A 13,479-nucleotide genomic window follows, 5' to 3' on the forward strand; every position below is an offset into this window, starting at 1 on the left:
GTCATGTCGATGATCGCGATCACCGGGATGGGTGTGGTCAGCCCTGCCGGCTCCACACTGGACACGTTCTGGGCCGGACTGGTGGCCGGCAAGTCCGTGGCCGGCGTGCTGGACGTCGCGGACACGGCCGACAACGACGTGCCGCGCTTCGGCTGTGCGGTCCGGGGCATCGAGGACCTGAACCTGGTCACCCCCAAGGAGGCCAGGCGGATGGACCCGTTCGCCTGGTACGGCGTGTCCGCCGGCCTGACGGCCTTCGCCGACGCGGGATCACCGCAACCCGACCCGGGCCGGACCGCGATCCTCGTGGGCAACGCGGTCGGTGGCCGCCGGACCACCGACAAGGACTCGCGTAACTACTACCTGCACGGGCCACAGCAGGTCAGTCCGTTGCTGCCCCTGGTCAGCATGCCCAACGTGGCCGCCGCGACGCTGGCGATGAAGCTGGGCTGGCACGGTCCGGCGATGACCATCGCGACGACGTGTGCCGCCGGCGTGGACGCGATCGGCCAGGCCGTGCTGACACTGCGGGCCAACCGCGCCGACGTGGTGCTGGCCGGTGGCGCCGAATCCACGGTCAGCGCGTTGACCCTCGCGGCGTTCAGCAAACTGAGCGCGATGTCGAGCCGCAGCGACGCACCGGACAAGGCCAGCCGCCCGTTCGACAAAGACCGGGACGGCTTCGTCATGGGCGAGGGCGCAGGTTTCGTCGTGCTGGAACGGCTTGAAGACGCCAAGGCGCGGGGCGCCAAGGTCTACGGCATCGTCGCGGGCTACGGCTGCACATCCGACGCGTACCACATGTCGATGCCTTTGCCCGACGGATCTTCGGCCATCGCCGCCATGACCCAGGCCATCCAGGACGCAGGCCTGCAAGCCTCGGACATAGTGCACGTCAACGCACACGGCACCTCGACCCCGCTGAACGACCGCGCCGAGGCCACCGCCCTGCAGAAGGTGTTCGGCCCAGGCGGCCCACCGGTCACATCGATCAAAGGCGTCATCGGCCACCTGATCGGCGCAGCAGGCGCCGTCGAAGCCATCGCGACCACCCTGACCCTGCAGAACGCACTCGTCCCGCCAACCGCCAACCACCAGGAACTCGAACCAGGCATGGAGATCGACGTGGTCCACGGCGCACCGCGCCCGATCACCCCCGGCCCAGCCCTGTCGAACTCATTCGGCTTCGGCGGCCACAACGCCTGCCTGGTGGTGACTCCAGCCTGATTCCCTGTCGTGAGTGGCCGCCCCGGACGGATCGCCACTCATGACGGGGTGTTCGGCTGGACCAGGCCGGATTCGTAGGCGAAGACGACCAGTTGGGCGCGATCTCGAGCTTGGAGTTTTGTCATGGCACGGCTGACGTGGGTTTTCGCGGTGGTGGGGCTGATCACCATCCGGGTGGCTATTTCGTCGTTGGTGAGCCCTTTGCCGACCAAGGCCATTACTTCTCGTTCTCGTTTGGTCAGCTCGTCCAGGCCGATGACCGGTCCCTGATGCGGGGTTCTGGCGACGAATTCGCTGATGAGTTTTCTGGTGATGGCCGGTGACAGCAGGGCGTCGCCGCGGGCCGCGACCCTGACGGCTGCCAGCAGATCCGCGGGTTCGGTGTCCTTGACGAGGAATCCGCTGGCTCCTGCGCGTAATGCGTTGAAGACGTATTCGTCGAATCCGTAGTTGGTCAGGATCACGACGTGCACGTCTGCCAGGCGCGGATCCGAGGCGATCCGGCGGGTCGCCTCGATTCCGTCCAGGACAGGCATCTGCACGTCCAGCAGGACGACATCCGGCCGGTGGGTCAATGCCAGCTCGACGCCTTGCAGGCCGTCGGACGCGTCGGCGATCACTTCTATGTCGTCCTCGGCTGCCAGCAGGGCACGGAATCCGGCCCGAATGAGCGCTTGGTCGTCGACGATCAGGACACGGATCATCAGACGGGCAACTCCGCTCGCACTCGAAAGCCACCGTCGGGTCTGGCCGTCGCGGACAGCACGCCGCCGAGTCCGGTGACGCGTTCGCGCATCCCGATCAGTCCCAGTCCTGGAACCGGATTTGTGTCCGGGGCCGTTTGGCCGTCGTCGTCGATCTGCACGGTCAGTTCTCGCATGCTGTAGCCGATATGGACCTTCGCGCGTGCCTCGCCCGCGTGCCGGGCGACGTTGGTCAACGCCTCCTGCACGATCCGGTACGCCGCCCTGTCGATCTCCTCCGGGAGCGCCCGCCGGCTTCCGGTGATCGTCAACTCCACCGGCAGACCAGCCGATTTGGTGCGTTCGACCAGGTCGTCCAGCCGGTCCAGGCCGCTGGTCTCCGGCTCACCGCGCAGCGCGGCCAGGGTCTCCCGCAGTTCCCGGACGGCGTCTCCGCTCGCCTCCTGGATCGCCAGCAGAGCCTCCGGCACGTCCTCGTTGCGCTTGCGAGCCAGGTGCACGGCGACTCCGGCCTGCACCTTGATCACCGAGATACTGTGCGTCAACGAGTCGTGCAGTTCGCGGGCGATCCGCAGGCGTTCCTCACCGGCCAGCCGCAGTGCGGTCTCCTGGTTGCTCCTGGCCTGGTCGGCGGCGCGTTTCTCGCGGAGCCAGGCCGCCTCGCCCAGCATGATGGCCGCTATGAACCAGCCCAGCAGCATGACCCTGTCCTGGATCTGCTCCCGTGCCGGGTGTCCGGGCAGGATCATGACGTTCATGACCACGAGACTGGCCAGGTATGTCAGGCCGGTGCTGATCCCGACCAGCCGGTGCCCGGACCGCAGCGCCGAATACAGCGCGACGAGTACGGGAAGCTCGATGAAGATGTCGGGCCGATCCATGATGTAGACCGCCAGCGTGCACGCGGTCGAGAGGATCAGGACGGCCGCTGGGAACAGCCGGCGCAGCACCAGCGACACCGAGCTGATGATTATCAGTACGTATCCGGCGGTGCTGACCACGGGCGCCCCGGCCTCGATCGCGGCGACCAGTAGCGCGGTGACCGCGACCGCGTGCCCGATGTCGGCGATCCGTCTGTTCACCTGCGCAGACTAGCTGGCAGGCGGTTTGCTTGGCTGTACGCCGGCGGATGTAGCCGGCCTGCCGCGTACTCCCGGTGCAGTAGTGCGGTTTGTCTTCCGCGGCCCGATGCCTGCGGCGTTTCCGCTCGGCAGGATCTGGTGTTGTGACAACGAGAACTGTTGTGCCAGTGGGTTTATGGGTGTTGCGGGTGGCGAGCGTGCTGTTCGTGGTGGCTGTGCTGGCTCAGGCGCTGTTCGCCGGCCTGTTCGTCACCGGCGATGTGGGTTTTCTGGACATGCATTCCCTCAATGCCGGCGTGATCGCGTTCGCCGCGGCCGCGTGTTTTGTGGCGTCGCTCATCATGCGTGCGCCACGCCGGATCGTTCACGTTGGTCTTGTCGCGTCCTTGATGACTGTGGCGCAGATCGCTGTGGGGTATTCGCGCATCATTCCGCTGCACATCCCGTTGGGTGTGGCGATGTTCGCGCTCGGGATCCGGCTGGCGCAGCTGGCCTTCTCCTACAAGGGGGAGCGGAAATGACCTCCCGGCGCCGTTTTCTCGGACTGGTGGCGGGTGCGGCTGTGCTGGGCACGACTGGGTTCGTCGTGGTCAACCGGCCCTCTGCCGACGGCTTGCTACGCAGTGCCCGGCCGCTGCCTGAGCCTTTCACTGTGCCGCTGCCCATTCCGGCTGCCGCCCGGCCGGTTCGGGTGGAAGGCGACACCGATTTCTACGCATTGACTCAACGAGTCGCCGATGTGGAGATCCTGCCCGGCGTCCGGACACAGGTCTGGGGGTATGACGGGAGCTTTCCCGGCCCGACATTCCACTTGCGACAAGGACGCCGGGCCGTTGTCGAAGTCCGCAATTCCTTGCCGGTACCGACCTCGATGCATTTGCACGGTGGAGTGATGCCGCCTGACTCGGACGGTTACCCCACGGATCTTGTGAAGCCCTCGGGGGCAAAGCAGTACACGTATCCGATGCGGCAGCGAGCTGCGACTCTCTGGTATCACGACCACCGGATGGATTACACGGCACCGCAGGTGTGGCGCGGGCTGGCTGGAATGTGTCTGGTCAGCGACGCCGAGGAGGAGAACCTGCCGTTGCCCAAGGAGCAGTACGACGTGCCATTGCTGTTGTGCGACCGTGCCTTCGACGAGGATGGGTCCTTTTTGTACCCAAGCCTGGAGTCAGGGCCAGGCGTGCAGCCGGGGTACGACAACGGTGTGCTGGGCGATGTCATTCTTGTCAACGGCGCGCCCTGGCCTGTGATGGATGTGGACGCGACCCGCTACCGGTTGCGGCTTGTCAACGGTTCCAACGCCCGCCGGTACGAGCTGGCCCTGGAACCTGGCGGGCAGTTGACGCAAATCGGGAGTGACGTGGGACTGCTGGACCGTCCGCGCACGCACGAGAGTCTGATCATCACTCCCGGCGAGCGATTCGACGTGGTCGTCGACTTCTCGCAGTACCCGGTCGGCAGCGAGATCACGTTGACCAACAGGCTGGACGGACCGGTCATGCGATTCCGGGTGGTCCGGCGCGGGCCGTCGAGTGATCCTTTACCGGAACGGCTGGCATCTTGGGAAAAACTCATGCCGGAGAGCGCGGTGGAAACCCGGACATTCGATTTCCGGGCCACACCGCACCACGGCATGCGCATGTGGACGATCAATGGCGAGCCTTTCAATCCGGACACCTCGTTGGCAAGTCCACGATTGGGTACTGTCGAACGGTGGCGGTTGTCCAGCGACTTCCACCATCCGGTGCATCTGCATCTTGCGCATTTCCAGGTGCTGGCGCGTAACGGCCGCGCGCCGGAGGAACGGGACGCGGGCTGGAAGGACACAGTGGACGTTCGCCCGTACGAGGTGGTCGAGGTGCTTGCGCGGTTCGAAGGCTACCGCGGCCGGTATATGATGCATTGCCACAACCTGGAGCACGAGGACATGGCGATGATGGCGAATTTCGACATCAGTTGACAGCGGGTCCAGGCTTCTGGAACTCTGGAAGAGAGCCGAGAGGCGCTGCAACCGACATCTGTCGGCCACGCTCGGCTCGCACCACTGACTGCAAGGGCGCCTCCTGTGACCAGGAGGTGCTCTTTTTTGTTGCAAGAAGTCAACGGCCTGCAGTTCGCCGTGGCGGACCTGTCGCTTGCCGCGTTCGGCCGTAAGGAGATCGAGCTCGCAGAGCACGAAATGCCTGGCCTGATGTCCATCAGGCGGGAGTACGCCGAGGCGCAGCCGTTGAAGGGCGCGCGCATCGCGGGCTCGCTGCACATGACCATCCAGACCGCCGTGCTGATCGAGACGCTGGTGGCGCTGGGTGCCGAGGTGCGCTGGGTGTCGTGCAACATCTTCTCCACGCAGGACCACGCGGCCGCGGCAGTGGTGGTGGGCCCCGAGGGCACTGCCGAGAAGCCTGCCGGAACGTCGGTTTTCGCCTGGAAGGGCGAGACTCTCGCCGAGTACTGGTGGTGCACCGACCAGCTGTTCGAGTTCCCGGGCGGGCTCGCGCCCAACATGATCGTCGACGACGGCGGCGACGCGACTTTGCTGGTGCACAAGGGTGTCGAGTTCGAGAAGGCCGGCGCCGTGCCGCAGCCTGCCGACGACGACGTCGAGGAGTACCAGCTCATCCTCAAGACACTGACCGGCAGTCTCGCACGTGACCCGGGCCGGTTCACCCGGATCGCGGCGGAAGTCCGTGGTGTCACCGAGGAAACGACCAACGGCGTCAAGCGTCTCTACAAGCTGGCCAAGGACGGCGAACTGCTGTTCCCGGCGATCAACGTCAACGACTCGGTCACGAAGTCCAAGTTCGACAACAAGTACGGAATCCGGCACTCGCTGGCCGACGGCATCAACCGCGCCACCGACGTCATGCTCGGCGGCAAACTCGCCGTCATCTGCGGCTACGGCGATGTCGGCAAGGGTGCCGCGGAGTCGTTGCGTGGCCAGGGCGCCCGCGTTGTCGTGACCGAGATCGACCCCATCTGCGCGCTGCAGGCGGCCATGGACGGCCTTGAGGTCGTCGAGCTGGACGACGTGGTGCACAAGGGCGATCTCTTCATCACCACGACCGGCAACTTCGGCATCATCTCCGCCGCGCAGATGGCGAAGATGAAGCACAACGCGATCGTGGGCAACGTCGGCCACTTCGACAACGAGATCGACATCCTCGGCCTGACCAAGACGCCGGGCATTCAGCGGATCGAGATCAAGCCGCAGGTGCACGAGTGGAAGTTCGCCGACGGGCACTCGATCATCGTGCTGTCCGAGGGCAGGCTGCTCAACCTGGGCAACGCCACCGGGCATCCGTCGTTCGTGATGTCGAACTCCTTCACCAACCAGACCATCGCGCAGATCGAGCTCTTCACCAAACCGGGTGAATACCAGCGTGAGGTCTACACCCTGCCGAAGCACTTGGACGAGAAGGTCGCGCGTCTGCACCTGGATGCGCTCGGTGTGAAGCTGACCAAGCTCACCAAGGAGCAGGCGGAGTACATCGGGGTCGACGTGGAAGGCCCGTACAAACCGGATCACTACCGGTACTGAGACCCCCTTGCGGGTGCGGGTCTAAACAAGCCGCGACCCAGTATCCGCAAGGGCAAGCAAAACCCCTCGTGAACTTCACGAGGGGTTTCGCTTTTTGCAGCAGCGAACCCCTTGTGAGTGTCGGGGGTCGCACTCACAAGGGGTCCAGCCGGGGTTCACTGGCCGGTCAGCTCGACGATCGCGCGGGCCACGCGATCCGGCGCCTCCAACGGAAGCATGTGACCGGCACCTTGAACCTCTTCGAAACGGGCATTGGGCAGCGTCTCGGCCACGGTCCGGCCGAGCTCCGGCTTGATGACATGGTCGGCGTCGCCGTGCAGGACGGTGGCGGGCACCTTGACCTCGGCGAGCCCGGACCGCAGATCCATTCCCTGCGAGCAGCCGAAGTAGGCGGACCGGACCTGACGGGCGGTGCCGGCGAACAGGGCGCGGTGCGCCTCCAGGGCCTCGGCGGAGATCCCTGGGCCCACGGTGCTGCCGATCAGCTTGCGGCCGAGCGGGGGGATCTTGAGCAGAAGGGCCACGAGCGGGTTGCCCATCTGCTTGACCTCGCTCTTGGGCACGTTGCGGTCGTGGGCCGCGGTGCCCAGCAGAACCAGGCCGCGCAGCCGGGACGAGTTGGTGATGGCGTGCGACATGGCCGCGAACCCGCCGCCTGAATGGCCTGCCACCACGGCGTCCTGAGCGTCCACACTGGCCAGAACGGCCTCGAGGTCCAGCGCGAGGCGGGCGATCCCGATCGGGGAAACGCCCAAAGTGGACTCGCCGTTGCCGCGCTGGTCGTATGTCACGACCGAAAGGCCTTCGGCGACCAGCAAAGCAACGACGTAGTTCCAGATACCCCGACCGGCTGCCCAGCCGTGCGAGAGCACGACTGTAGGCCCGCCGACCTGGCCCGTCACGGAAACTGCGAGCTTGGCACCGTCGTCAGTGCGGATGACGTCCGACACCGTCGGCGCGCTCACCGGGCTACTCCGTTCGCTGTGTGCCGGCCACCCAGGCGGCTGTTGAGGTTAGAGAAGGCCAGTTGCGCGGCCTGCGAGTGCTTGAGTCCCACGTCGGCGACCTTGGCCAGGATCTTGACGAAACCCTGCGGCTGCGCCTTGAAGTGGATCGACACGCGGGTGCTCAGGCCGCCGTTGACCGGCTCCAGCGTGAACGTCACGTGGCCGCGGAACACGCCTTCGAAGTACTCGGCGTCCAGCCTGCGGCCGGGGTCGACCGCGGTCGTCCGCGAGGTGAACCGCAGTTTCGGACCGCCCTTGTCCACGCCCTTGGCGTGCACGGTCCACTTGACCTCGGTACCGACCTGGTCGGGCGGCCCCGAGGCGGAGAAGGTGTTGAAGGGAACCCAGAAACCGGCGGCACCGCTCAGTTCAGCGACCAGTGCCTGCCAGACCAGGTCGGGCGAAGTGTCGATGAAGGCCTCATCGATGATGTCGTAGCCGCTCACGGTAATGCCTCCAGGAATTCACGGTTGGCTGGAACGAGGACAGGGGCGCTGCCGGCCCCTGCCCTCGCCCTTTGTCCCACGGCGAGTAGGACCAGACAGGTCAGGCGAAGAAGCCCTGACCGGGCGCGAGGATGGAATCCGGGTCATAGCGCCGCTTCGAGCTGACCAGGAAGTCCCAGTTGGACCCGAAGTGCCGTTTCCACTGAGCCGGATTCATTCCGGGGATCGCACCGATGAGATAACGCTTGCCGCCCAAGGACACCAGCTTGTCGTAGAACCTGCGGTTCTGCGCCAGGTAGGCCTGGATGTTGGGGTCGCCGGGCGGCGGCATCCGCAGCAGGTCACAGAGGTACGCCACCGGCTCGTTCGGCTTGGCGAACAGCGGCCGCGTGACCTGCGCGGTCTGCAACGGCGAAAGGATCGAGAAGCCCGCACCGAGCTGGTCGGCAGTCAGTTCGGACAACACGAACGGGATGAACGTCTGGATCTTGGACGCCGGCACGATCATGCTGAGCCACGGGTGTGGCCCGTCCCAGAAGCCGCCGTCCTTCCACGCCTGCTCTCCCGGGTCCACCCGGTAGGTCCAGTCGCGGAAGTCGTGGTCGTTGACCTGCAGCGCGGCCCGCTCGTCGTTCAGCCCGGCCAGCAGCTTCGCGTCGTCGGGCACGGTCGGCGACGAGTAGTAGAACCCGCCTTCGAGCTGGTACCACCAGCCGGAGTCGTCCGGCTTGCGGGAGAAGTAGCCACCCTGCTGGGTGAACCGGCCGTCGCGCATCAGGAACTCCTGGTCGCGCTGCCACTTGGCCAGGTCGGTGTAGGACAGGGTGAACATCCGGATCCGCTGGGGCGCCTTCATCAGCCGGATCTTGGCCTTGGTGATGATGGCCACCTGACCGCCACCGTTGATGACGGCGTTGAACAGGTCCGGGCACACAGTGGGCGACGCGGTCAGCACGCGGCCATCGCCGGTGACGACCTCGATCTCCTCGATCATCTGTGAGAAAACGCTGTACTTCGGCACCGTGCCGCCGAATCCGCCGACGGATGCCACACCGCCGACCGACAGCCGCAGATAGTCGGTCTGCGACGGGACGATCAGCCCACGGTCCAAAGTGGCCGCGGCGAGGTCGTGGAGGGAAACGCCCGAGCCCACCACCGCGTGGGTCGAGGTGATGCTGTGGATCTTGTTGAAGGACTTGCCGTCGATCGCGATACCACCGGGTGCCAGGGCGTTGCCCCAGAACGAGTGCGACTCCGGCGCGTCGGCGGAGCTGCTCTGCGCGTTCACGGCGACCTTGAGCCGGTTCGCCCGGGCGTAGTTGACGATCTTGACGACGTCCTGCACCGAACCGGCACGTAACACCGCTTTCGGTGCTCCGGTGACAAAACCGCCCCAGTCCTTGGCGAACTCGCCCAGCACCTGCGGTGAGGTCACCAGCGTGCCGTCCAGCGGTGGTACGGGAGCCACCGTCGAGGCCTGCGCGGAGCCGGCCTCGGCGGTGACCCACGAACTTGAGACTGCGCTCCAGCCGACCACAACAGCACCGGCGCCGATCCCTCTCAGGACGTTCCGCCGGGAGTGTGCGCTGCTGCTCATCGATCCCCTCCAGTTGGGATTCTCGCTATGCCTTCACGTCGGCATGCGTTTCGGCGCCAGCCAGTGTGGCGACCTGGTATGCCTGCAGGTCGAACTTCTTGGTGCTCTTGATGAACTTGCGGGTCGAGTTCGCCCAGATGGACGGGTTGCGGCCGGTCGAGTCGGTGTACCAGCTCGTGCAGGTACTGGCGTCGAAGACCGAACCCTCCAGCCAGGACTCGATCTCCTTGTTGTAGGTCTCCTGCACTTCCTCGTTGACCTCGACGCTCGACAGCCCGCGCTTGTTCATCTGCTTGACCGCGTCGACGACGTAGGCGATCTGTCCTTCGATCATCAGGGTCTGCGAGGAGTGACCAAGTGTGGTGTTGGGGCCGAGCATCAAGAACAGGTTCGGGAAACCGGCCACTGTGGTCCCCCGGTATGCCTTCATTCCACCTGCTTCCCAGGCGTCGGCAAGCTTAACGCCGCCGCGGCCGGTGAGCTTCTCGGCGATTGGACGCTTGGTGGCCAGGAAGCCCGTACCGAGGATGATGGCGTCGACGGCACGCTCTTTGCCATCGGAGCCGATGATCCCGTTCGCGGTCACCTTGCCGATCTCACCGTCGATGATCTCGACGTTCTCCTGCTGGATGGCCGGGTACCACTTGTTGGAGAACAGCAGCCGCTTGCAGGCGACCGCGAAGTTGGGGGTCAGCCGCGCGCGCAGCTCGGGGTCCGGCACGCTCTTGGCCAAGTGCTTACCGAAGGCGTTCGCCTGAATGGTCTTCTCGGCCAGCGCGGGCCGCTTGTACAGGAACATCAGGATCTCACGGCCGTTGCGGTTGAAACCACGGCGGAACGCGCGGTAGCCGGGAAGGTTCTTCAACGCCCACGCGTGCAGGCCCTTGATGGGCTTGTCGGGCTTCGGGCCGATCCACGGCGCGCTGCGCTGGTAGAGGTCCAGGTGGCCGACCTTGGGCTGGATCGCGGGCACGAACTGGATCGCCGAGGCGCCGGTGCCGACCACCGCGACGTTGCGGCCGTCGAGCTCGTAGTCGTGGTCCCACTGCGACGAGTGCATGATCTTGCCCTGGAAGTCGCCGATACCAGGGATGTCGGGGATCACCGGGTCGGACAGGTAGCCGGAGCCGGCCACCAGGACCTGCGCGGTGAGGTCGCCCTGGCTGGTCTTGATGTGCCAGCGGCGGGTGTGCTCGTCCCAGCGCGCGTCGAGGACCTCGTGGCCGAACCGGACGTACGGCCGGATCCCGTAGCGGTCGGCGATGTCGCGCAGGTAGTCGAAGATCTCCTGGCGCGTGGCGTAAGTGCTGTTCCAGTCGGACTTCTGCGCGAACGAGTAGGAGTACAACAAGGAAGCCACGTCGCAGGCACAGCCCGGGTAGGTGTTGTCACGCCAGGTGCCGCCGACCTCGTCCGCCCGCTCGAGCAGCACGAAGTCGTTGATCTTGTTCTCCAGCAAGCGGATCGCCACGCCCAGGCCCGAGAACCCGGTGCCGACAATGGCGACCTTCACGTGTGGCGTGGGCCGCCCGCCTGTACCGGTCCGGACGCTCTGGTTGGTCTCGTTGTTGACGGTGCTCGTCACGGCTTGCCTCCTCAGGCGTTCCGCGCGAGAACAACGCGGAAGTTCGTATGTGTTCGAGCGGATGTTTGCCACTGAGGAAACCTGTGCATCGCAAGACATGCGCAATATGCCCTTGGACGACCAGGGTTGCGCGTTCGTTGCGCCGCGCAAGCTTCACTGCTTCCCAGAACGGCAGCCCTGGGGCCGGAACCTACACACAAGCCGGCCGGCAGGGCAATCGAGAGGAGCCAGGCAAATGGAACTGCCCACCGTGGAAGAGCTGGCCGCCCAGCTTGCAGCAGTCTCGGGAGCTGCCGAGCTCGACGCAGACGAGGCCATCCAGCGTAACTCCGACATCGACTCGCTGGACCTGATGGAATGGCTTTACGGCTTCCAGAACAAGTACCCGCACATCCCTGCCGACGAGTCGTTGTTCAGCGACATCGACGACACGACGACGATGCGTGATGTGCACGCCCGGCTCGTCGCGCTGGTCGCCCAGCCGTCCGAAGCGTAAGCCATCGTGGACGGCTTCGAAATCGCCGGGTGGGGCATGGCCGTACCCGAGCGCCGCGTCACCACAACGGAACTCGCGGCCCGCTTCGAGATTGATGAGGACTGGATCATCAGCCGTTGCGGGATCCACGAGCGCCGGGCGATCGACCCGGGTCAGTCGACTGCCTCACTGGCGATCGACGCGGGCCGGCAGGCGCTTGAACGGGCAGGGCTGACCGGCAAGGACATCGCCCACCTCATCGTGGCGAGTGCGACGCCGGAACAGCTCTCCCCGGCCACTTCCGCGTTCGTGCACCACGGTCTCGGCATCGCCGGGAGCGCGCATGACGTGAACGCGGAGTGCTCCGGTTTCATCTACGGCCTCGTCACCGGCGCGGCCCTGATGAAGGTGGATCCGCGGCCGATCCTGCTGATCGGCTCGGACACCCACTCCACGCAGATCAACCCCAAGGACCGTGATCTGTCCATTTTGGTCGGCGACGGCGCCGGGGCGATCGTGCTCAAGCCGTCGCCGGTCGACTGGGTGCTGGCGTGGAACCTCGGTGCCGACGGCTCCCGCCAGGACAGCTTGCGGGTCCAGGCCGGCGGCAGCCGGATGCCGACCACCGCGACCAGTTTCGCGGAGGGTCTGCACTTCTCGGAGATCAAGGGAAACGAGATCTACCTCAACGCGGTCCGCTTCACTGTCCGCTCGGTGCGTGCCACGCTCGAGCAGGCCGGTCTGACGGTCGACGATGTCGATCACTTCGTTCCCCACCAGGCGAACATCAGGATCATCAACTCGATCCTCGACCACACCGGGCTCAAACCGGAGAAGCTGGTCACCAACCTGTGGAAGTACGGTAACACCGCCTCCGCGTCGATGCCCATCGCGATGTTCGACGCACTGGAGGAAGGCCGCTTCCGCGACGGTGACCTGGTTCTGCTGGCCGGCTTCGGCGCGGGCATGACATGGGGATCGGCACTTCTGAAGTGGGGCGGTGTTTCGGCATGAGCAGCCGGAAAGCATTCGTGGATGTCGCCCGCCCGGACTCGCCGGTCGCCTTGGTGACCGGCGCGTCAGGCGGGCTGGGACAGGCGCTGGCGATCGAACTCGACGCGTTGGGGTGCCGGGTCGCCGTGCACTACAACTCGTCGCGTGATCGTGCCCAGGCCGTCGCGGACAAGCTGGAGAACGACTCCTGCGTGGTGACGGGCAACGTCGCCTCGTGGGAGGAGGTCAACCAGATGTACAAGGAGGTCTCCGAGGCACTGGGGCCGATCGACATCCTGGTCAACAACGGCGGCATCCGCAAGGACTCGCTGATGGCGATGCAGTCGCCGGACGACTGGCGCCAGGTCATCGAGACCAACCTGATCGGTACGTTCCACACCTCGCGCGTCGCGGTCGGGCACATGCTGCGCAAGCGGTGGGGCCGGATCGTCAACGTGGTCTCGCCGTCCGGCCTGATCGCCTCGGCGGGCCAGACGGCGTACTCCGCCTCCAAGGCGGGCATCATCGGGTTCACCCGCACCCTGGCCGCCGAGTGCGGCCGCCGCGGTGTCACGGTGAACGCGCTGTCCCCGGGTTTCATGGTCACCACGATGACCAAGGACCTGTCGGACAACGTGATGGACTCCATCCGGGACAAGTCGCCGATCCCGAGGTTCGGCACCCCCGAGGAGGTCGCCCGCAGCATGGCCCTGTTCCTGGAATGCGACTTCACCACGGGACAGGTCATCAGCGTCGACGGCGGTGTCTCGATCACCTGAGTGAGTTCGCGGGCGGCCCGGGACATGTTCCCGGGCCATT

At 65.7% G+C, this 13,479-nt stretch carries 13 protein-coding genes and 1 riboswitch; of the genes, 7 read left to right on the forward strand and 6 right to left on the reverse strand.

Going from position 1 to position 13,479, the window contains the following annotated elements:
• Positions 1 to 3: 3 nt before the first annotated feature.
• Entirely contained in the window at positions 4 to 1,227 is a 1,224-nt protein-coding gene (locus tag JOF56_RS23365; RefSeq protein WP_209641582.1) for a beta-ketoacyl-[acyl-carrier-protein] synthase family protein, read from the forward strand.
• A 38-nt stretch (positions 1,228 to 1,265) separates the two neighbouring features.
• Here JOF56_RS23365 and JOF56_RS23370 read toward each other — a convergent pair whose 3' ends face one another.
• Both JOF56_RS23370 and JOF56_RS23375 read right to left on the reverse strand, forming a co-directional pair.
• Complete coding sequence (locus tag JOF56_RS23370; RefSeq protein WP_209641584.1) at positions 1,266 to 1,931, reverse strand: response regulator; 666 nt, start codon at positions 1,929 to 1,931, stop codon at positions 1,266 to 1,268.
• The gene (locus JOF56_RS23375; RefSeq protein ID WP_209641586.1) at positions 1,931 to 3,013 is read right to left on the reverse strand and encodes a sensor histidine kinase; all 1,083 of its coding nucleotides are present in this window, start codon (positions 3,011 to 3,013) and stop codon (positions 1,931 to 1,933) included. The genes JOF56_RS23370 and JOF56_RS23375 overlap by 1 nt, the downstream gene beginning before the upstream one ends.
• A gap of 161 nt (positions 3,014 to 3,174) precedes the next feature.
• Between JOF56_RS23375 and JOF56_RS23380 the strand changes: the two genes are divergently transcribed.
• From JOF56_RS23380 to ahcY, 3 genes are all read left to right on the forward strand, one after another.
• Entirely contained in the window at positions 3,175 to 3,534 is a 360-nt protein-coding gene (locus JOF56_RS23380; RefSeq protein ID WP_209641588.1) for a hypothetical protein, read from the forward strand.
• The gene (locus JOF56_RS23385) at positions 3,531 to 4,979 is read left to right on the forward strand and encodes a multicopper oxidase family protein (protein ID WP_209641589.1); all 1,449 of its coding nucleotides are present in this window, start codon (positions 3,531 to 3,533) and stop codon (positions 4,977 to 4,979) included. The genes JOF56_RS23380 and JOF56_RS23385 overlap by 4 nt, the downstream gene beginning before the upstream one ends.
• 31 nt (positions 4,980 to 5,010) lie before the next feature.
• Positions 5,011 to 5,088, forward strand: a riboswitch (S-adenosyl-L-homocysteine riboswitch).
• Between the two features lie 17 nt (positions 5,089 to 5,105).
• The gene (gene ahcY / locus JOF56_RS23390) at positions 5,106 to 6,557 is read left to right on the forward strand and encodes an adenosylhomocysteinase (RefSeq protein WP_209641592.1); all 1,452 of its coding nucleotides are present in this window, start codon (positions 5,106 to 5,108) and stop codon (positions 6,555 to 6,557) included.
• Between the two features lie 155 nt (positions 6,558 to 6,712).
• Here ahcY and JOF56_RS23395 read toward each other — a convergent pair whose 3' ends face one another.
• From JOF56_RS23395 to JOF56_RS23410, 4 genes are all read right to left on the reverse strand, one after another.
• Positions 6,713 to 7,522: an alpha/beta fold hydrolase gene (locus JOF56_RS23395; RefSeq protein WP_209641594.1), complete on the reverse strand. Its 810-nt coding sequence runs from the start codon at positions 7,520 to 7,522 to the stop codon at positions 6,713 to 6,715.
• Positions 7,519 to 8,010 carry an SRPBCC family protein gene (locus JOF56_RS23400; protein ID WP_209641596.1) on the reverse strand — a complete coding sequence of 164 codons (492 nt, stop codon included), beginning with the start codon at positions 8,008 to 8,010 and terminating at the stop codon, positions 7,519 to 7,521. Before JOF56_RS23400 ends, JOF56_RS23395 begins: the two co-directional genes overlap by 4 nt.
• Before the next feature lie 100 nt (positions 8,011 to 8,110).
• Positions 8,111 to 9,607 (reverse strand): FAD-binding protein, encoded by a 1,497-nt coding sequence (locus JOF56_RS23405; RefSeq protein ID WP_209641597.1) that lies wholly within the window; start codon positions 9,605 to 9,607, stop codon positions 8,111 to 8,113.
• Positions 9,608 to 9,632: 25 nt separating this feature from the next.
• The gene (locus JOF56_RS23410) at positions 9,633 to 11,192 is read right to left on the reverse strand and encodes a flavin-containing monooxygenase (RefSeq protein WP_209641599.1); all 1,560 of its coding nucleotides are present in this window, start codon (positions 11,190 to 11,192) and stop codon (positions 9,633 to 9,635) included.
• A 235-nt stretch (positions 11,193 to 11,427) separates the two neighbouring features.
• Here JOF56_RS23410 and JOF56_RS23415 point away from each other — a divergent pair, with 235 nt between their 5' ends.
• From JOF56_RS23415 to JOF56_RS23425, 3 genes are read left to right on the forward strand one after another with little or no spacing between them, the layout of a single operon-like run.
• Positions 11,428 to 11,688, forward strand: a complete 261-nt coding sequence (locus JOF56_RS23415) for a hypothetical protein (RefSeq protein WP_209641601.1) — start codon at positions 11,428 to 11,430, stop codon at positions 11,686 to 11,688.
• A gap of 6 nt (positions 11,689 to 11,694) precedes the next feature.
• Positions 11,695 to 12,681: a 3-oxoacyl-ACP synthase III family protein gene (locus JOF56_RS23420; protein WP_209641603.1), complete on the forward strand. Its 987-nt coding sequence runs from the start codon at positions 11,695 to 11,697 to the stop codon at positions 12,679 to 12,681.
• Entirely contained in the window at positions 12,678 to 13,439 is a 762-nt protein-coding gene (locus JOF56_RS23425; protein ID WP_209641604.1) for a 3-oxoacyl-ACP reductase family protein, read from the forward strand. Before JOF56_RS23420 ends, JOF56_RS23425 begins: the two co-directional genes overlap by 4 nt.
• Positions 13,440 to 13,479: the final 40 nt, after the last annotated feature.

Origin of the sequence: Kibdelosporangium banguiense (genome assembly GCF_017876405.1) — a bacterium.
GTDB lineage: Bacteria > Actinomycetota > Actinomycetes > Mycobacteriales > Pseudonocardiaceae > Kibdelosporangium > Kibdelosporangium banguiense.